The sequence below is a fragment of the Salinivibrio sp. ES.052 genome (assembly GCF_900141775.1).
Classification (GTDB): domain Bacteria; phylum Pseudomonadota; class Gammaproteobacteria; order Enterobacterales; family Vibrionaceae; genus Salinivibrio.
Window position 1 is genome coordinate 1 of the sequence record NZ_FSRI01000004.1, and the last position, 17,215, is coordinate 17,215.

Annotated in this window: 22 protein-coding genes and 1 tRNA gene; 5 read left to right on the plus strand and 18 right to left on the minus strand. The window is 47.0% G+C overall.

Features of this window, described 5'->3' with window-relative positions; all coding sequences use genetic code 11:
* The first annotated feature begins 36 nt into the window (after positions 1–36).
* A complete protein-coding gene (locus BUQ98_RS15985) occupies positions 37–300 on the plus strand; it encodes a hypothetical protein (protein WP_074213515.1) in 264 nt (87 codons plus the stop codon).
* Entirely contained in the window at positions 284–1,822 is a 1,539-nt protein-coding gene (locus BUQ98_RS15990; RefSeq protein WP_074213516.1) for a replication endonuclease, read from the plus strand. Before BUQ98_RS15985 ends, BUQ98_RS15990 begins: the two co-directional genes overlap by 17 nt.
* 431 nt (positions 1,823–2,253) lie before the next feature.
* Here the strand turns inward: BUQ98_RS15990 and BUQ98_RS15995 are convergent, their stop codons facing one another.
* The 10 genes from BUQ98_RS15995 to BUQ98_RS16040 form a co-directional block, all read right to left on the minus strand.
* Positions 2,254–2,700, minus strand: a complete 447-nt coding sequence (locus tag BUQ98_RS15995; protein ID WP_139294681.1) for a hypothetical protein — start codon at positions 2,698–2,700, stop codon at positions 2,254–2,256.
* Positions 2,701–2,862: 162 nt separating this feature from the next.
* Positions 2,863–3,321, minus strand: a complete 459-nt coding sequence (locus BUQ98_RS16000) for a DMP19 family protein (RefSeq protein ID WP_175566303.1) — start codon at positions 3,319–3,321, stop codon at positions 2,863–2,865.
* Positions 3,322–3,475: 154 nt separating this feature from the next.
* On the minus strand, positions 3,476–3,703 hold the full coding sequence (locus BUQ98_RS16005; protein WP_074213519.1) for a DUF2188 domain-containing protein: 228 nt from the start codon (positions 3,701–3,703) through the stop codon (positions 3,476–3,478).
* 93 nt (positions 3,704–3,796) lie between these two features.
* Positions 3,797–4,555 carry a hypothetical protein gene (locus tag BUQ98_RS16010; protein WP_074213520.1) on the minus strand — a complete coding sequence of 253 codons (759 nt, stop codon included), beginning with the start codon at positions 4,553–4,555 and terminating at the stop codon, positions 3,797–3,799.
* Between the two features lie 108 nt (positions 4,556–4,663).
* Positions 4,664–5,041, minus strand: a complete 378-nt coding sequence (locus tag BUQ98_RS16015; protein WP_074213521.1) for a carboxymuconolactone decarboxylase family protein — start codon at positions 5,039–5,041, stop codon at positions 4,664–4,666.
* A 59-nt stretch (positions 5,042–5,100) separates the two neighbouring features.
* The gene (locus tag BUQ98_RS16020) at positions 5,101–5,457 is read right to left on the minus strand and encodes a MerR family transcriptional regulator (RefSeq protein ID WP_074213522.1); all 357 of its coding nucleotides are present in this window, start codon (positions 5,455–5,457) and stop codon (positions 5,101–5,103) included.
* A 136-nt stretch (positions 5,458–5,593) separates the two neighbouring features.
* Entirely contained in the window at positions 5,594–6,022 is a 429-nt protein-coding gene (locus BUQ98_RS16025) for a hypothetical protein (protein ID WP_074213523.1), read from the minus strand.
* Positions 6,023–6,113: 91 nt separating this feature from the next.
* On the minus strand, positions 6,114–6,440 hold the full coding sequence (locus BUQ98_RS16030; protein ID WP_074213524.1) for a hypothetical protein: 327 nt from the start codon (positions 6,438–6,440) through the stop codon (positions 6,114–6,116).
* A gap of 656 nt (positions 6,441–7,096) precedes the next feature.
* A tRNA-Ile gene (locus tag BUQ98_RS16035) sits at positions 7,097–7,172 on the minus strand.
* A 156-nt stretch (positions 7,173–7,328) separates the two neighbouring features.
* Positions 7,329–7,547 carry a hypothetical protein gene (locus BUQ98_RS16040; RefSeq protein ID WP_074214796.1) on the minus strand — a complete coding sequence of 73 codons (219 nt, stop codon included), beginning with the start codon at positions 7,545–7,547 and terminating at the stop codon, positions 7,329–7,331.
* Positions 7,548–7,871: 324 nt separating this feature from the next.
* Between BUQ98_RS16040 and argF the strand changes: the two genes are divergently transcribed.
* From argF to pyrI, 3 genes are all read left to right on the plus strand, one after another.
* Positions 7,872–8,879, plus strand: coding sequence for an ornithine carbamoyltransferase (gene argF, locus BUQ98_RS16045; RefSeq protein WP_074214797.1), 1,008 nt, complete (start codon positions 7,872–7,874; stop codon positions 8,877–8,879).
* Positions 8,880–9,093: 214 nt separating this feature from the next.
* Positions 9,094–10,038 (plus strand): aspartate carbamoyltransferase, encoded by a 945-nt coding sequence (gene pyrB, locus BUQ98_RS16050; RefSeq protein ID WP_074214798.1) that lies wholly within the window; start codon positions 9,094–9,096, stop codon positions 10,036–10,038.
* Positions 10,035–10,502, plus strand: a complete 468-nt coding sequence (gene pyrI / locus BUQ98_RS16055) for an aspartate carbamoyltransferase regulatory subunit (RefSeq protein ID WP_074214799.1) — start codon at positions 10,035–10,037, stop codon at positions 10,500–10,502. Before pyrB ends, pyrI begins: the two co-directional genes overlap by 4 nt.
* Positions 10,503–10,715: 213 nt before the next feature.
* Here pyrI and sspB read toward each other — a convergent pair whose 3' ends face one another.
* The 8 genes from sspB to rplM all read right to left on the minus strand — a co-directional run bounded on the left by sspB (position 10,716) and on the right by rplM (position 17,072).
* A complete protein-coding gene (gene sspB / locus BUQ98_RS16060; RefSeq protein ID WP_074214800.1) occupies positions 10,716–11,240 on the minus strand; it encodes a ClpXP protease specificity-enhancing factor in 525 nt (174 codons plus the stop codon).
* The gene (sspA, locus tag BUQ98_RS16065; RefSeq protein WP_074214801.1) at positions 11,240–11,878 is read right to left on the minus strand and encodes a stringent starvation protein SspA; all 639 of its coding nucleotides are present in this window, start codon (positions 11,876–11,878) and stop codon (positions 11,240–11,242) included. Before sspA ends, sspB begins: the two co-directional genes overlap by 1 nt.
* 87 nt (positions 11,879–11,965) lie before the next feature.
* Entirely contained in the window at positions 11,966–12,703 is a 738-nt protein-coding gene (locus BUQ98_RS16070; protein ID WP_074214802.1) for a cytochrome c1, read from the minus strand.
* Positions 12,700–13,968, minus strand: coding sequence for a cytochrome b (locus BUQ98_RS16075; protein ID WP_074214803.1), 1,269 nt, complete (start codon positions 13,966–13,968; stop codon positions 12,700–12,702). The genes BUQ98_RS16070 and BUQ98_RS16075 overlap by 4 nt, the downstream gene beginning before the upstream one ends.
* A complete protein-coding gene (gene petA / locus BUQ98_RS16080) occupies positions 13,968–14,558 on the minus strand; it encodes a ubiquinol-cytochrome c reductase iron-sulfur subunit (protein WP_074214804.1) in 591 nt (196 codons plus the stop codon). The genes BUQ98_RS16075 and petA overlap by 1 nt, the downstream gene beginning before the upstream one ends.
* A gap of 348 nt (positions 14,559–14,906) precedes the next feature.
* A protein-coding gene (locus BUQ98_RS16865) for an IS3 family transposase (protein ID WP_139294610.1) occupies positions 14,907–16,135 on the minus strand; the annotation gives its coding sequence in 2 pieces (ribosomal slippage) (positions 14,907–15,784 and positions 15,784–16,135; 1,230 coding nt in all).
* A 105-nt stretch (positions 16,136–16,240) separates the two neighbouring features.
* A complete protein-coding gene (gene rpsI, locus BUQ98_RS16095; protein ID WP_074214805.1) occupies positions 16,241–16,630 on the minus strand; it encodes a 30S ribosomal protein S9 in 390 nt (129 codons plus the stop codon).
* A 13-nt stretch (positions 16,631–16,643) separates the two neighbouring features.
* Positions 16,644–17,072, minus strand: a complete 429-nt coding sequence (gene rplM, locus BUQ98_RS16100; RefSeq protein ID WP_074214806.1) for a 50S ribosomal protein L13 — start codon at positions 17,070–17,072, stop codon at positions 16,644–16,646.
* Positions 17,073–17,215: the final 143 nt, after the last annotated feature.

The window sequence follows — 17,215 nt, forward strand, 5'->3', positions numbered from 1 at the left end:
GCAAACAGGCACACCTCAGCTATGGAGAGCGTGAGCATGCCTAAGCTGAATAAACATCAACAAGCGGTTATCCGTGCGATGCAAGCGGGGCATTGGTTTGAGCTATGTGCCGATTATCGCGTCAATCAGGCCGGATACATTGGCGCAACAGGGTTTGATATGAAATTAAACCCACGCACTGTCTTTAAGCTTTATCGAGAAAAGCTCATCACGTACCGAACCACCTACCCCTACGGTATCAAGTGGTATGTTTTTGAGCTCACACCAGCAGGGAGGGCATTGGATGTTAGCCATTCCTGAAACTGACTTTGCTCAAATTGACTGGGATGATAAGGCGTTCGTCAAAGAGCGCCTTTGTCGCTTGCCGGATAAAGCGCAAAAAATCCTGTTCAAGCACTATCTCGCCATTTCCAACAAGCAAGCGCGAAACACCTACCTACGCGAGCTCACCGACAGCCTGATGAGCAAGCTCACCGTGTCGCCCGAAAAGCTAAATCTCAATATCTCAGAAGATGCCTTGCGAGAAGAGGCGGAAAACCTTGTTGATTCTGCACTGGCGATTAGGCGTGAATTAATGGGGGACGAACAGCAAACAATCACAACCCTTCACGCCCTATGTGCCAGCTTTGGCGTGCTGCCTCCCGATGAGGAAAAATACACCCTAGAGGGTCGGCTGCGTCGTATGTCCGATAAATCATGGTGGCTGCGCAAACTTCGAAAAGCCCAGCGTAAGAACATTGAAACCGTGATGCGACACCTCAATGAAGTAAACCGTCGCAAGTCTATCTACTGCTCCGAAGAAACCCTAAGCGCCCGCGCTTCTCAAAAGTTTCATCAAGAGCAATACCTTGCGAACACGACTGTTACCAATCAACTAGGGCAAAGTTTTAGCCTGCTGGAATTATCGAAAAAGGGCGTTGCTGATCCGAAAATTCGCAAAACTGAGCTCATGGTGAGGGCGCGAGGTTTTGAAGACCTAGCCAATGAGCTCGGCCATGTGGCGACCTTTCTCACTATTACTTGCCCGTCTAAATACCACCGCAGCTATGCGACAACGGGCGATGAAAATCCAAAATGGGGAGGCTATACGCCTGCTGAGGCTCAGGATTATCTCAATGATATTTGGAAGCTTATGCGTGCCAAACTACAGCGCGAGGATGTGCGATTCTATGGCTTTCGGGTTGTGGAGCCACAGCACGACGGTACACCCCATTGGCATTTATTGTTGTTCGTCGAACCTGCGCATTACGACACCCTCATCACTACCATGAGAGATTACGCTTTACGGGAAGATGGCGACGAAACAGGCGCCGAGCAGCACCGCTTTACGGAAGTGAAGATTGACCCAAACAAGGGCTCAGCGACGGGGTATATCGCGAAATACATTTCAAAGAACATCGACGGTGATCATCTTGATGCAGGTATCTACGGTGAAGACCCGAAATGTGCAGCGGCGCGCGTCGATGCATGGGCGGCATGCTGGAGCATTCGCCAGTTTCAACAACTGGGAGGATGTTCGGTGACGGTTTGGCGTGAATTACGCCGTTTAAAGGCAATGATGGCAGAAAGTCAGCTAGTGCAGGATATTCACGACGCAGCCGACAAAGGCAACTGGAAAAGCTTTACAGATTTAATGGGTGGCGTATTCTGCAAGCGCACAGAGCAGGCTATAGCCCCTCATTATGAGCTGGCTTTTGATAGTGATACAGGCGTGGTGAAAACGTCCATGTATAGCGAAGACGAGCTTCTAAAGGTGCTTAAAGGCATCTCAGCAGGCGGAAAGGCCATCATCACCCGCACGAACGAATGGCATCTGTCTTGAAGACAGATGCGCTTTTACTTGGAGTTCTGTGAATAACTGTATTTTTGGAAATTTGATATGTTTAGCATCAAGCTAGCGATAGAAGGTTACGCGATAAAACATCGATAAATACATATGAAAGGACTTTGTGTCGCAAATCATTCACGCCGAGACCAAACCACTAGCACTTCAAAATAGTGATGGATGGTGGCTAACAAGCACACTAGTAAGCTTTTTCTCCAATGTTCTATTATCCATTGATACCAATGGGCGGGAATAGAATATATACGGCTCGTACATGCGATGAGCCTCGCTCAATTATGAAGAGACACTCCAACGCCTTGTAAAGGGACAATGTAATACAGAAACCGCTTCAAATCTCTTCAATCACTTAAACCAAAGCATAGTGAAAACACTATGCTTTGCGAACACTTTCGAATACTTTGTTAAATTTACTTTTCCGTTTTTTGACAGACTAAATTCATAATTTCCATTTGTGCAGAGTTTGAACGAATAACAGATAAGACATTACCACGGTATTTAAATTTTAGCTCGATTGAGTCTCCATCACTATAGTTACGAGTTACATGCCACCGTTCTGTTTGTGCAACCATATATTGGTTGTTTTTAGGTAATCCGTTAATTTCATACACATTAAATGAAATAATATCATTTGAAGGATATAACGCTATCTCACTTTCTGACACAACTAGTAAAGCACTTTTGTCTAGGTTACTTTCACCTATATAAGTGCATTTCCAAATACCAATAGCCTCACTGCGAAATATTTCTTCGCCTCTCTTTTGCATTTCCTCAATTTTTTTTGAAAATGAGTCTTCACCACTAGAAAATACCATTGAAGAAAATAATGTAAAAAGGACTACTATAATCTTGTACATCTGCTGAATTACCTATAAATTTAACGTTCACTTAAGAAGCAGCCGACGCTACTACCCATCTTAAGCATAGCGCGTAAACCACTTAAATCAACGCACAATAAAATACCGTGCGCTGTAATTCCCTCTTGAAAAATTCATTAGATTTTTGAAGATCCATGATTACTAGGAAAGAGAATAGATAAATCGGACAAAAAGTTTCGCATTTTCACTTTCTAAATCGGCAAACTCATGACTCAACGTCTGTAGCACTCCAAAATCTTTAACTGTTAGCCCTTGTAGCTGTTCTCGCCTAACATCCTCGTTCATGCTTGGGCTTGAATTTTGAAATAGGAGTAATGTTTTCATAGCTATTTTCTTTGCTGACCGTAATCCAATCACTTCGAAGCCTTCAATTGCGTGAAAAATATTGTCACCATCACAGCTGTCAAAGTATTGATAAAAACCACCATTCAAAACCTGACCTTCAAGCGCTAATGTATAGAAAAGATGCCTTTCACTTTCTGATAAGCAACTAAACTCCGTATCTCTCATTGTTTTTGAGAACAGAAACTCATAAACACAGTATATAAGGTCGCTATCGCTCAAGTCTCCTTGCTTGTGTTTTTCAATTAACTCTTTCATTGCTGCAAACCTCAAATTAAGCATAAAGAATAACATGCCCCGCTCGAAGAACAGAAATTAGGTATGGGTTTGAAATTGGAGGCACCCCGCGGATTCAAACGGGCAATTTACAAATACGTTTCGTTCAAAACTTTCCATATTTGATCACCAAACCTTATCCTTTAGGCGGGTGTGGATCTTTGCCATAACTATTCTTTTCTCTAATTTTCCCATCTTTACCATGGATATAGAGTTCAGTTTTTTGATTCTTCGCTACACCTTTCGCCCATTGAATGGCTTCTTCCTGTGTATTGAAGTGTTTAGATGCTCTGTCAGAACCACTTTTTTTAACGTCCCATCCACCTTGTGAGTTACTGACTACATGTTGTGTTTCTTTACTCATAGTTTTCTCCTAAAAACATAACGCCTGCAGCATGCGCGCCCATGAAATGGAGCCGAAGGCGCAATGTAATGGGTGTCGCCGTGCCTGCACTGGTTAAGCATTATTTTCGGCAAGCCCCCTGAGTCGGCGTTCTAAACCGCTTTTGAGCTCCCTGTAGCTCTCGAAAAATATAATCGGATAGTCCTTCAGGTCGAACTCAAGCTTTGTTCCTGATCTCGCTATGTAAATCGGTAGCTTTCCAATCCCTTGGGCATATCCTGCCTCGTAAAATACGTTAGGTCGTGACTCAGTCAAATCCACAATAACGTATTCAGCTTTTTGTATGGACTCCAATATCCGATCTGTTATTCGCTCATTTGCCTGTGCTTCATCCACTCGCTCAGCATTCAGACCACAACGCTGGCATGCCTCTTTTACAGCATCGAGTACGTCGTCGAACGGATTCTCAGGCCCGATAGGCATTGCTACAAAAACATAGCCTTGTTGAATCTGAAATTTGACTTCGGGCTCATTGCGCGCGGTTTTCTCCTCAGGAGGATGTGTTTTCCATTCCTCTAGCACTCCAATGGTCTGATTTATCATGTCGCGAACGTATGGGTTTAGACTACGCAAGTAGACACGTTCAAAAATCATGTCAAAGGGATTAACGTTTTGCATGACCATTCCACCAACTGCCGGTGGGGGAGAAACTGTAATGGTATGCAGACAACCAGCTTCCAATACTTCCCTTTGCACGCTTGGTCTTGCACGACTAATCCGTGACCGTATTTCTTCTGGATGCTCTTCTTCCCAGGCATCCAGCAGTCCGAGAAAATCGGTAAGTTTTTCAATTCTTTGGTCTATATTTTCCATTGGAACACCTGGTATTGCTTAACGCTGAGCACAGTTGCAGAAATACATGGCGCTACATTTTGGGTACCAAAATTCGTGACATGTACTTTTGTCAATTGATGCGATTTGTTATGCCCGCCGTTCAGAGAGCACTTCTTTGAGTGCAAACATACCATTTAGTGCTGCTGGAAAACCGGCATAGACTGACATTTGTATAATTACTTCTTTCAGCTCTGTCTCTGAACAACCAACATTAAGAGCTGCATGTAAATGAACTTTTAATTGCGGTATGCAATTACCCATTGCAGTTAAGGCTGAAACAGTAGCTAATTCTCTTGATTTCAAATCTAACCCTGAACGAGAATAAATATCTCCAAATGGGTATTCGATTGTGTATTTACCCAAATCAGGACAAATATCTTCTAGGCTATCGATAACTTTTTGCCCAGCTTCACCGTCAATTTCTGATAATAGCGCTAAACCTTTGTCGAAACGTGAATTTTCCATTTTGTGTGCTCCTGTTTTATGAATACCAGCACACTTTACTAGTTAGAGTTAACTCTAAGTCAACTCATTTCTCCACTTTTATATAAATTAATTTTTTCATCCAATGCTTTCAGGTGCTCATTTTGCTGCATGATATGCTTTACTAGATTTTCTTGATGATTTTCTAGCAGCGCTTGCCGCTCTTTTACTGTTTGAGCTCCTAACTCCCTTAAAGAGGCATATGTCTGAATCTCTTCAAGAGGCATGCCCGTGTCTTTAAGTCGTTTAATAAAACTTACCCAATCAATATCTCTATTTGAATAAACCCGATGACCACTAGTATTTCTTTGGACATGTTTGAGTAAACCAATTTTTTCGTAATAACGAAGGGTATAAGCCGATAATTCGACTTTATCCGAAAATTCTCTCATGTTCATGATATCTACCTAGGGCATAACGCCGCATTAAGTGGTGAGCAACGCCTGCCACCCGACCTAAGCCATTGTGCCGTAAATACTAAAGTCGAATCAAACCGAAAATGCCAAGCGTTGGGAATCCGTCTTAAATGCTTTATTATACAAACACTGTTAGCAAGCACAGACCAAAAACCAAGAGAACAAACCCAATAAACATTAACGCTATACGATAGCTATAGTGCTTGTTCAAACGTTCGCTTTCTAGGCGCTGTCCGTCTGGAGTTTCCCAAGCAAAACCATTTGGTTGTCGTACAGGAAAATCACCGAAGTACTCCTGAGACAAATACTCGATGTCATTCTTAACTTGGGATAGTCTATTCAATGAGTAAACAGAAAGACCAAGAATGTATGAGTAAACAAGCAAAATTGATTTTAACAAGGTAAATTGTTCTGAATTGACTGAATAGCCAACAAGCACAACGAACGAAACCGAGAAAGCTATAAGCTTCAACCGTGACGGACTGAGTAATTGCATGACCGCTTTAAAGTTTTCTACCGCTTTTCTAGGATGTTCTTGCTTACTCATATTTTGTTGCTGCCTCCGTTTGTATAACGCTTTGCGCAGCGGCCGATTTGTGGAGCGCAGCGGAACAAAACGGTCCGACTGACGCTGCTGGTTATGCTTTCATTGAGCAGGGGAACAGATGCCTGAGCACCGCTTTGAGAAAAGCACTGGTGTTATTGTTCTCTACCCTCTCGGGGCTTTCAGTCTCGACACGCAGACCTTGCGTCACGTTCAACTGACTCTCCTCACATCGCCTATCAATGTATTCGGCGACGGGGAACAAATATTGGTCCAATGTTCCTGGGCTTGCGGTGTCTACCTCATTTGCAGATAGCTGAACGAATAGAGCTCCTTGATCGTCCGTCCACAGGTGGTAACGAATTGAACCATCACCTTTAATCTTTGGCGCCTCGCCTTCGAACCGTTCTACTTTATTCATACTTCTTCACCGTCAATTTGTGGCATAACATTGTATTAGTGCGCACGCACGATTTCCCAAAACCGTTATACGCAATCTTTTCTACCTAACCGATTGTTCCTATAAGGATTTTCCATCTTTAATGAATACTGCTCTTCCGCGAAAGTGTGCATGCCGCCTATCTCTATTCTGGTACTCACACTATCTCCAAGCGTAAGTATGTAAATGCCTGACTAATAGGTTCTTTTTGTCATCCGTTCTGCGATAGTGTGAATCTGTCACGGATAAACGCGCACGCTTTCGGCTGCATCTAGCCGATAAGCTGATTAAGCATCCAGTGTTTAGCCATGCTACCGCCGATCAGTTGTCGGCACCTAACACGCCATCGAGTTGGCAGATTTGGGACTAGTGTATCAAGGGCTGTTTTGGTTTTCGTGCGCTATTGTCCAAAGTGTTAGATAAGCCATATTTTGTGAGATGGATTAAAAAGGCGGACTGTTCGAAAGCTGTGCTTAAGCAAGCTATCACTAATATCGAACCTGAGAATGGGTATGGCAGGTGGGGAGTGCGAATCAAAAGGACGTTTAAGAACGATTAATTTGCTACATATATGCTACACAGCAAAATAAAAAGCAAAAGGCCTGAGTGGTTACTAACCTCTCAGGCCTTGCTATGACTGGTGGCCCCTCCCAGACTTGAACTGGGGACCAATCGATTATGAGTCGACTGCTCTAACCACTGAGCTAAGGGGCCGAATGGAATGGGATTATAGGGGAAGGCTAACAGGGTGTCTAGCGGTAAGGGGGGCGAATTCAGTATGCTTTCTGAGCACTTAGCTCAACGAACCAAAAACAAGCGCCGCCAATGTGACGGCACTCATGCTTTGCTTGCTTAGAGGTGACGTATCCTCTATTGCATAGCGGGGTCTTGGGTATCATCGTCTGCAGGCCAGGTGCTGTTGTCTTCATCTGGCATTGGCTGGGTATCGCAATCTGTGCCGCCGTCTGGGCAGGTCACCACGGGCTGGTCGCCTTGCGGTTGGCTCGCTTCATTGGCCATTGCAGGGCCTGCTAGGCCAACCATCATCATCAATGCGCTCAGAGTCAGTGCTTTGTTTTGTGTTTTCATCTCGTTCTCCTTCCTATTTTTGTCGTTGCCCTTGAGGACGTAAACACTATCTCTCATCCACTCATCGGTACTGTCATTACTACGCCATAGGTCGGTAAAAGCATTGCGCAGTTTGTCGCCAGCGGTTCAGCATTGTCAGCGCGTCTTTAAATTCGACTGTCTTGGTCATAAAATCATCAACCCGGTGTGTTTTTCGTCAAGACACCGAAGTAACTCCCCTATTGGATACTTGCATCTCCCCTGCATGGGCCTTACTATCGATAAGAATAAATAAACTATAAATGTGATTTTATATTCACTAATTGACGATATTCAGGGATAGATATGAAAAGCAACCTCTACCAGCAATCACTGATCACCTTACTCGATTTGTCACCCCAGCAAATCCACGATCTGGTCGATGATGCCGCCGCACTCAAAGCGGCCAAGGCCCGTGGTGAGGAAACTCCGCAGCTAACAGGCAAAAACATTGCGCTAATTTTTGAGAAAACCTCGACCCGTACGCGCTGTGCCTTTGAGGTGGCGGCGTTTGATCAAGGCGCACAGGTCAGTTACCTCGGCCCTAGTGGCACCCAAATTGGCCATAAAGAAACCATGAAGGACACCGCGCGGGTGTTAGGGAGAATGTATGATGGCATTCAATACCGTGGTTTTGGTCAAGAGGTGGTCGAGACGCTCGCCGCCCATGCTGGTGTGCCGGTGTGGAATGGATTAACCGATGACTTTCATCCCACCCAGGTTCTGGCCGATTTGCTGACGATGCAAGAGCACAGTGACAAACCGCTTCACCAGATACGTTTTGCCTATGTCGGCGATGCGCGCAATAACATGGGCAATTCGCTATTGGTGGGCGCGGCAAAAATGGGGATGGATCTGCGTCTTATCGGCCCCAAAGCTTATTGGCCCGAGGCCGATTTAATTGCTGCCTGCCAAGATATCGCCGCGAGTACGGGGGCAAACATCACGCTGACGGAGGATACCGCAGCCGTTGAAGGGTGTGATTTTATCTATACCGATATCTGGGTGTCGATGGGCGAACCAGAATCGGCTTGGGCGCAGCGCGTGGCCGATCTCACACCATATCAAGTGAACCCAACCTTGATGGCCGCTACCGCGAATCCACACGCCAAGTTTATGCACTGTTTGCCTGCCTTTCATAACGATGAGACCGGTGTGGGTAAACAAATTGCCGAGCAGTACGGGCTCAATGGCTTGGAAGTGACCGATGAGGTATTCGAATCTGAGCAGTCGATCGTCTTTGATCAAGCAGAGAACCGTCTGCATACCATTAAGGCTGTGATGATTGCCACACTCGTCAAAGCAAGCACGTAAACGATTGCATTTTTGCTTGCACGTCATGATTAGGGGCGTATAATTCGGCCAGATTTCACTACACGGCCAGAAGTTATGTTGGTTATTCCTCCCACAAACAGCGATTTATCCGCCCCATTGCGGGACGGTATCCGCACTGGTCGTGATCGTAAAAACCTCCGTTTCGGAGGTTTTTTTTTGCCTGTAACACACTGCAAAGAAAGGGACTCGCGTTATGGCCAATACGCTTTATAACAAACATATTATTTCCATTCCCGAGCTCAGCCGCGACGAGCTGGAGTTAATCGTTGCTACGGCGGGCGAGCTCAAAGCGCGCCCTAATCCGACGCTGTTAAAAAACAAGGTGATTGCCAGCTGCTTTTTTGAGGCGTCGACGCGTACGCGCTTGTCGTTTGAAACCGCGATTCAGCGCCTTGGCGGCTCGGTGATTGGCTTCCCCGACGGTGGCAATACCTCGTCAGGCAAAAAAGGCGAAACCTTGGCCGACTCGGTGCGGGTGATTTCCTCGTATGTCGATGGCTTTGTGATGCGCCATCCAAAAGAAGGCGCAGCGCGGTTGGCCTCGGAGTTCTCGGAAGGTGTGCCGGTGGTAAACGGCGGCGATGGCGCTAACCAGCATCCGACGCAAACGCTGCTCGACCTGTTCTCGATTTACGAAACCCAAGGCCGGCTCGATAACCTCAATATTGCCATGGTGGGTGATCTGAAATATGGCCGTACCGTGCATTCGCTGACACAAGCACTGTCAAAGTTTGAGGGTAACCGCTTCTTCTATATTGCTCCGGATGCACTGGCGATGCCGGAGCACTTGCTCGATGAACTCGCGGCTGGCGGTCATCCTTATAGTCTGCATAGCAGCATTAGCGATGTGGTCCCAGAGCTTGATGTGTTGTATATGACGCGTGTACAGAAAGAGCGTTTTGACGAATCTGAATATGCCCATATAAAAGCGGCGTTTATTTTAAGTGCCGACATGCTGCGTGATGCCAAACCCAATATGAAGGTCATGCATCCGCTGCCACGCGTGGATGAGATCACCGTGGATGTCGATAAAACCCCGCACGCTTATTATTTTGAGCAAGCCGAGAATGGCGTTTACGCCCGAGAAGCCCTGCTGGCTCTGGTATTAAATGAACACGTTGAAGGAGTGGCGAAATGAGCACGGACAACAAACTACAAGTCGAAGCGATCTGTCACGGCACCGTGATTGATCATATCCCCGCGCATATTGGCTTTAAGATCTTAAACCTGTTCCAAATGCACGGCAGTGATCAGCGGATCACCATTGGTCTGAATCTTCCCTCGTCAGCACTCGGTAGCAAGGATTTGATCAAGATTGAAAATGTGGTCATCAGTGAAGATCAAGCCAGCCAGCTGGCACTGTATGCGCCACAAGCCACGGTGAATCAAATAGAAGATTATCAGGTGGTGGCGAAGCTACCGCTGACCCTGCCCGAGGTCATTCAAGGGGTGTTCCGGTGCCCAAACAGCAACTGTATTACCCACGGTGAGCCGGCGGTCGATAGTGCCTTCCGAGTACTGACTGAGGCCGACGATGTGAAGCTGCACTGCAAATATTGTGAGAAGGTCTTTTCACGTGAAATCATGACCGAGCGACATTAAACCGATAAGGCATAAAATACCAAGCCCCGTCAGGCACTTTCTCTAAGCGCCTTTGGGCATTCACTGGATAACCACTGCGAATAACTTGGTAAGTGAATAACTGAGTAAATCAGGAACGACAGCCACAAAAAAGCCAGCACCGAGATGCTGGCTTTTGTTTTTCTCATGTTTCACGCTAAAGCAAACAGGTTAACGCTCAACCAATCACCGTGTTTATTTCACCACGGTGAGCGTCGGCTTGCCTTTTTTACTTGGGGTCGCCGGCGTGTCTTCTTCGTCATCCGCCTGAGGCAGCGCATCTGGATCGTCCACACTGTCAACCGATACTAGGGCTGGCTCTTCCTCATCGTACTCTGCAGGTTCGAAGGTCTCATCGACCATCGTCTCATCGTCAGCGTTCGCGTAGGCTGATTCCATTTCAAACATGGTACCAGCGCCATTTTCACGCGCATACAACGCAAGCACAGCCACCATTGGCACGAGGACTTGTTGTGGTTTACCGCCAAAACGCGCGTTAAAGCTCACATGTTCATTGCTCAATTCAAGGTTACCCACTGCGCGCGGTGCAACATTAAGTACAATTTGACCGTCTTTAACGTAATCAAACGGCACTTGCACTCCTGGCAAGGTCGCATCCACCACCATGTGTGGCGTGAGATCGTTATCCAGTAACCAATCATAGAACGCACGAACCAAGTAAGGACGGCGCGGTGTCATGGAAAATTCAGATGTAGACATTATTGACCTGTTAGTCGCATTTCACGTTCAGCTTCTGTCAGTGAGGCGAGAAACGAATCACGCTCAAACAGACGCGTCATATAATCTTTGACTTGCTTTGAACCTTGGCCTGTTAGTTCAATGCCCAGCACAGGCAAGCGCCATAGCAATGGAGCAAGGTAGCAATCCACTAGGCTAAATTCTTCACTTAAGAAGTAAGGGTCTTCGGCGAACACGGGCGCCAATGCCAGTAATTCTTCACGTAACTGTTTACGTGCTTTATCCGCTTCGTCTGCACTGCCTTCCATGATCTTATCGACCAAGGTGTACCAGTTACGCTGAATGCGATACATCATCAGACGACTCTGGGCACGCGCGACAGGATAAACCGGCATCAATGGTGGGTGAGGGAAACGCTCATCCAAGTATTCCATGATGATGTCTGCGTTATACAACGCCAACTCACGGTCTACCAAGGTTGGAACAGAGTTATAAGGATTCAAGTCAACCAGATCTTCTGGCAGATTATTTGGATCCACCAGCTCGATTTCTACGCTGACACCTTTCTCTGCAAGGACGATGCGTACCTGATGACTATAGAGATCAGATGCGTCAGAGAATAACGTCATCACCGAGCGTTTATTGGCAGCAACAGCCATCAACCCCTCCAGGATGTTCAATATCAATAGAAAGCAATGGGGACCTAGAGTCCCCATTGCGGATTAGCAACACACTAGATTAACCGATCAGTGCACATCGCGCCAATATTCTTTCTTGAGGAAGTAAGCCAAAATCAAGAATACCACGAAGAAACCAATCACCCACCAACCGAGTTGCTGGCGTTCTAGCTTCACGGGCTCACCGGCATATTCAAGGAAATTAACCAGATCGCGTACCGTGTTATCATACTCGCCAGGGCTCAGTTCGCCGTTACCGTCGGATTTTAAGCCAACAAATTCTTCAACCGGCTCACCGTCAACCATACGTGTTTCATACACCTTGCGGGGAGTGCCTTGCAGCTCTTCGAGCACATGTGGCATCCCTACGTTAGGGAATACTGTATTGTTCACACCAAATGGGCGCGATGGGTCAACGTAGAATGAACGGAGATAGGTATACAACCAATCCACACCACGAACACGCGCCACCAAGGTCAGATCCGGTGCGGGCGCACCGAAGTACTGCGCACCCGATTCTTGCGTCATGGCGTTTTTCATCAGCTCGCCGTAATCAGCGTTTTTGTCGACAATCAGGTTATCTTCCATCAAGTCTTGTGGGATATTAAGATCTTCCGCCACACGCTGATAACGCTGGTATTGCGTTGCATGACAACCAAAGCAGTAGTTCATGAACACCTTGGCACCACGTTGCAATGAGGCTTTATCCGTTAAATCGTTGTTGGCGTCGTCCAAGTGAACGTTACCGCCCGCGGCCATTGCCAAAGAGGGCAACAGCGCGCACAAGATTACAATCCATTTTCTCATTTGAATGTCACCCTCTCTGGTAGCGGTTTTGTTGCTTCATTTTTGCTGTAGAAGAACAACAGCACAAAGAACATGAAGTAACAGAAGCTGAAGATCTGTGCCAGCAAGGTGTATGTCGGAGTCGCTGGCAACGCGCCCAGAATCCCGAGAGCAATAAAGGCAATCACAAATTGCACAATGTTCGCTAAATGAAGCTTGCTACGATAGCGATACGAACGCACACGGCAGCGATCTAACCATGGAAGCAAAAACAGCACCACAATCGACGCACCCATGGCGATAACACCAATCAGCTTATCTGGAATCGCACGCAAAATCGCATAGAACGGCGTGAAGTACCAAACCGGGGCAATGTGCTCAGGTGTCTTCAGCGGGTTCGCTGCTTCAAAGTTAGGTGGCTCAAGGAAGTAACCACCCATTTCAGGGTTAAAGAAGATCACATAGGCGAACAAGATACCAAACACCCCGACGCCGATGAGGTCTTTCACCGTGCCATAAGGGTGGAAAGGAATTGAATCGATGATCTTATATTTTTTGGTGTAGTCCGGGTGAAACTTGAACTGTGACCGTTGGCCATCGTCATCCGCTCCGCCCTTGGGCAGTTTCGTTTCGATGCCATCTGGGTTGTTTGACCCCACTTCGTGCAGGGCAAGCACGTGCAGCGCCACGAGCAGTAACAGCACAATCGGTAGTGCAACCACGTGCAGGGCAAAGAAGCGGTTCAAGGTTGCGCCTGAGACCACGTAATCACCGCGGATCCAAAGCGTTAAGTCATCACCAATGACAGGAATGGCCCCAAACAATGAGATGATAACCTGAGCGCCCCAGTATGACATCTGTCCCCATGGCAACAGGTAGCCCATAAAGGCTTCCGCCATCAACACCACGAAGATCAGCATCCCAAATAGCCATAACAGCTCACGCGGCTTTTGGTAGGAACCGTAAATCAGCCCTCGGAACATATGCAGATACACCACAACAAAGAAGGCCGATGCCCCGGTGGAGTGCATGTATCTCAATAGCCAGCCATACTCAACATCACGCATGATGTATTCAACCGACGCAAATGCGCCTTCGGCTGAGGGGGTGTAGTTCATGGTTAGCCAAATCCCGGTCAGAATTTGGTTAACCAGAACCAGCATCGCAAGCACACCGAACATATACCAGAAGTTAAAGTTCTTCGGCATTGGGTATTCGGTCATGTGTTTGCGATACGCATTCATCGCTGGAATGCGTTTCTCAACCCAGTTCAGCAAGTTTTCCATTACGCAGCCCCCTCATCTTGTCCCACGAGTACTCGCTTATCGTCCAAGTACATATAAGGCGGTACGACCAGATTCAGTGGCGCAGGCACGCCTTGAAAGACACGTCCTGCCATGTCAAATTTGGAACCATGACACGGGCAGAAGAACCCGGCTTTAACGCCACTTACTTGCTCACTGAAGCTGTCTGGCAAGTAGGTTGGCGAACAACCAAGGTGGGTACAGATACCAACCGCGACAAAAAGTTCAGGTTTAATAGAGCGAGTCTGGTTGGTTGCGTATCCCGGCTGTTGCGGCTGTGCCGACTGCGGATCGCGGAGTCGGTCTTCGAAGCTTGAAAGCTCCTCAACCACCGCGTCGCTACGACGCACTATCCAAACCGGTTTCCCTCGCCACTCAACACGGATCATTTGTCCGTCTTGCAGCTTACTGATATCGACTTCAACGGGCGCGCCCGCCGCTTTGGCTTTCGCGCTTGGGTTCCAAGACTTAATAAAAGGTACGGCAACTGCTACGGCCCCTAAACCGCCAACAACTGACGTCGTCGCAGTCAGGAAACGGCGTCGGCCGGTATTCACTGGCGCATTGCTCATCCAACATTCTCCCATGTGCTCCCGCTTGGATTTTTATAATGTCCTTTGCGTCCATGGAGCGTACGGCTTACTTAAAAACGAATATGTAATAACGGCTGACTGGGATCAGTTCGATTAAATCTTAGCTGCTATTACGTCGGCTAGATGATAGAGAAAACCCTACTTTTTGACAAGATAAAGCTACCTTTTTGTAACAAATGTGAGCGGTGTGCACAGAATTAAGGAAAGGGTAATAAAAATGTTGGAAAGTGCGTGCTTATACGCTGTTTTAAAAGGAAATAAAGAGGTAACCCCCTCTCTTATTGCATAAGAAAAAATCTGTCCCGTCCTAATATAGGTTGACAGTTTTTAGGCCAGCTCCAGTAGCTGGCCTTTTTTATTATGCACCTGATTGGGGGTTGCCATACTTAAACTTAGGTGCGGTCTCATTTCGTTGTATATCGCTATCGATTCTTTTACCAGTATTTTAAGCTCTGTCAGTGTCTTACACCGGTACAGTAAAAACTCATGCTTCAGTATGCCATTGACTCTTTCCGCTAACGCGTTTTGGTAGCAATCATAACCATCCGTCATCGACGGCTGGATTTGACTCTCCTGTAGCGCACTCTGATAAACGGCTGAGCAGTATTGCGAACCTCGGTCTGAGTGATGTACCGCATTGCCGATATAGCGCTTATCTTTGACGGCCATTTTCAGCGCTTTCACTACATTGTCGACTTTCATATCTTCGCTAACGTGATGACCCACTATCTTGCGTGAGTTGGCATCGGTCACCAGTGACAGATAGTGCACACCTTGGTCTGATTCAACATAAGTGATGTCGCTGACCAGTACATGCGCAGCATCATGCAGTCCGTCTTCTTTTAGCAGGTTAGGATGCTTCTTCATCCAGTGCTTACTACACGTAGTTTTTGTGTAGCTTTTCTTGGGTTTAACCAGTAAGCCTTCGCTTCTCAGATAGCTAAAAAACCCGTCTCGCCCTAGCTTAATTTCGTGTTCAACTAGCTTGGGCTTTACCAACGCGTAGAGCTTACGCGCCCCTAACCTCGGCATATACTTACGCCAGTATTGGACCCAGTCTCTGATGATTGATAGTTCAGCTCTTCGGCTTTCCATTCGAGCAACGGCTTGATAGACACCTTGCCGAGAAATGCCTGTGGCACGACATGCCGCCGCTAACTTTATTTTACTTTTGGCTTTGGCTTGCCAGATGTACCGGATAAGTACTTTTTTCTGAGGCCGGCTCCGTACTCATTGTCCATGATATCGACCATACCATTGAGGATTTGGTTACGCAGTTTCTCTTCGGCTAACTCACGCTCAAGGCGCTTGATAGTTTCGGATGGGGTTTCTTTTGAATGTGGCATAAGGGGATGCTGAAATGGCTTCGACCAATCGAGTCTACCATGTTTTCTGAGCCAGACGAGTACCGTTGAGCGGCCCTGAATGCCAAAACGGGCTTGAGCTTGTTTGTACGTCATTTCGCCTTTTTCAACACGCTCTACAACGCCTAATTTAAAGGCTAAGGTGTAATCACGTTGCGTGCGCTTACGGCTTGAATTACTTGATGTTGTCATAAAGAAGTCCTCTTTATGTCAACGTATTTCAGGACGGGACAATCGCATAAAAAAAGCCTGGTATTACCACCAGGCTTTTTACAGAAAATCTGACTGGATCGTCGATTAACGCTTCGAGAACTGCGGGCTACGACGTGCTTTACGTAGACCCACTTTCTTACGCTCAACTTTACGCGCGTCACGAGTAACGAAGCCAGCAGCACGTAGTGCAGGGCGTAGTGACTCGTCATATTCCATTAGGGCACGAGTAATGCCGTGACGGATAGCGCCAGCTTGACCAGAGATACCACCACCAGAAACAGTGATGTATAGGTCTAGCTTCTCGTTCATTTCAACCAACTCAAGTGGCTGACGAACAACCATGCGAGCGGTTTCACGACCGAAGTAAGTTTCGAGAGAACGCTTGTTGATCTCGATGTTGCCGCTGCCCGGCTTAACGAAGACGCGAGCTGTGGAGCTTTTGCGACGGCCGGTGCCGTAGTATTGTTCTGCCATTGCTTTATTCCTCTTAGATGTCTAGTACTTGCGGTTGTTGTGCCGCGTGCTTGTGCTCAGAACCTGCGTAAACTTTCAGTTTACGGTACATAGCACGACCTAGAGGACCGCGTGGCAACATACCTTTAACGGCTTTTTCAATAACCAGTTCAGGTTTTTCCGCGATCAGTTTTTCAAAGCTGATTGACTTGATGCCACCAATGTAGCCAGTGTGGCTGTAGTACATCTTGTCAGTCTTTTTGCGGCCAGTAACAGCCACCTTCTCAGCATTAACAACAACGATGTAGTCACCGGTGTCAACATGAGGAGTGTATTCTGGCTTGTGCTTGCCACGCAGACGCGTTGCAATTTCAGTGGCCAGACGGCCCAACGTTTTGCCTTCAGCGTCTACAACGAACCAGTCGCGTTTTACAGTTTCTGGTTTAGCAACGAAAGTTTTCATGCTAATGATTACCCGATTAATAAGTTTCACTTCAGGAGCCTAAGCTCCCACTGTTAAGCGTCCATACATCACCCCTTCGAGTGGTGGTACCCTCGGCCTAAGCCTTTCAACAGTAACGGTGGGTCGCGAGATTATAGGGAAGA

Coding starts and splice junctions, on each gene's coding strand:
- argF (WP_074214797.1), top strand. CDS start 7,872: ATGAAAAGCAACCTCTACCAGCAATCACTGATCACCTTACTCGATTTG.
- pyrI (WP_074214799.1), top strand. CDS start 10,035: ATGAGCACGGACAACAAACTACAAGTCGAAGCGATCTGTCACGGCACC.
- BUQ98_RS15990 (WP_074213516.1), top strand. CDS start 284: ATGTTAGCCATTCCTGAAACTGACTTTGCTCAAATTGACTGGGATGAT.
- sspB (WP_074214800.1), bottom strand. CDS start 11,240: ATGTCTACATCTGAATTTTCCATGACACCGCGCCGTCCTTACTTGGTT.
- BUQ98_RS16075 (WP_074214803.1), bottom strand. CDS start 13,968: ATGGAAAACTTGCTGAACTGGGTTGAGAAACGCATTCCAGCGATGAAT.
- BUQ98_RS16015 (WP_074213521.1), bottom strand. CDS start 5,041: ATGGAAAATTCACGTTTCGACAAAGGTTTAGCGCTATTATCAGAAATT.
- BUQ98_RS16000 (WP_175566303.1), bottom strand. CDS start 3,321: ATGAAAGAGTTAATTGAAAAACACAAGCAAGGAGACTTGAGCGATAGC.
- BUQ98_RS16025 (WP_074213523.1), bottom strand. CDS start 6,022: ATGAGTAAGCAAGAACATCCTAGAAAAGCGGTAGAAAACTTTAAAGCG.
- BUQ98_RS16070 (WP_074214802.1), bottom strand. CDS start 12,703: ATGAGAAAATGGATTGTAATCTTGTGCGCGCTGTTGCCCTCTTTGGCA.
- sspA (WP_074214801.1), bottom strand. CDS start 11,878: ATGGCTGTTGCTGCCAATAAACGCTCGGTGATGACGTTATTCTCTGAC.
- rplM (WP_074214806.1), bottom strand. CDS start 17,072: ATGAAAACTTTCGTTGCTAAACCAGAAACTGTAAAACGCGACTGGTTC.
- petA (WP_074214804.1), bottom strand. CDS start 14,558: ATGAGCAATGCGCCAGTGAATACCGGCCGACGCCGTTTCCTGACTGCG.
- BUQ98_RS16005 (WP_074213519.1), bottom strand. CDS start 3,703: ATGAGTAAAGAAACACAACATGTAGTCAGTAACTCACAAGGTGGATGG.
- BUQ98_RS16010 (WP_074213520.1), bottom strand. CDS start 4,555: ATGGAAAATATAGACCAAAGAATTGAAAAACTTACCGATTTTCTCGGA.
- BUQ98_RS16040 (WP_074214796.1), bottom strand. CDS start 7,547: ATGAAAACACAAAACAAAGCACTGACTCTGAGCGCATTGATGATGATG.
- BUQ98_RS16030 (WP_074213524.1), bottom strand. CDS start 6,440: ATGAATAAAGTAGAACGGTTCGAAGGCGAGGCGCCAAAGATTAAAGGT.
- BUQ98_RS15995 (WP_139294681.1), bottom strand. CDS start 2,700: ATGTACAAGATTATAGTAGTCCTTTTTACATTATTTTCTTCAATGGTA.
- BUQ98_RS15985 (WP_074213515.1), top strand. CDS start 37: ATGCCTAAGCTGAATAAACATCAACAAGCGGTTATCCGTGCGATGCAA.
- BUQ98_RS16020 (WP_074213522.1), bottom strand. CDS start 5,457: ATGAACATGAGAGAATTTTCGGATAAAGTCGAATTATCGGCTTATACC.
- pyrB (WP_074214798.1), top strand. CDS start 9,094: ATGGCCAATACGCTTTATAACAAACATATTATTTCCATTCCCGAGCTC.
- rpsI (WP_074214805.1), bottom strand. CDS start 16,630: ATGGCAGAACAATACTACGGCACCGGCCGTCGCAAAAGCTCCACAGCT.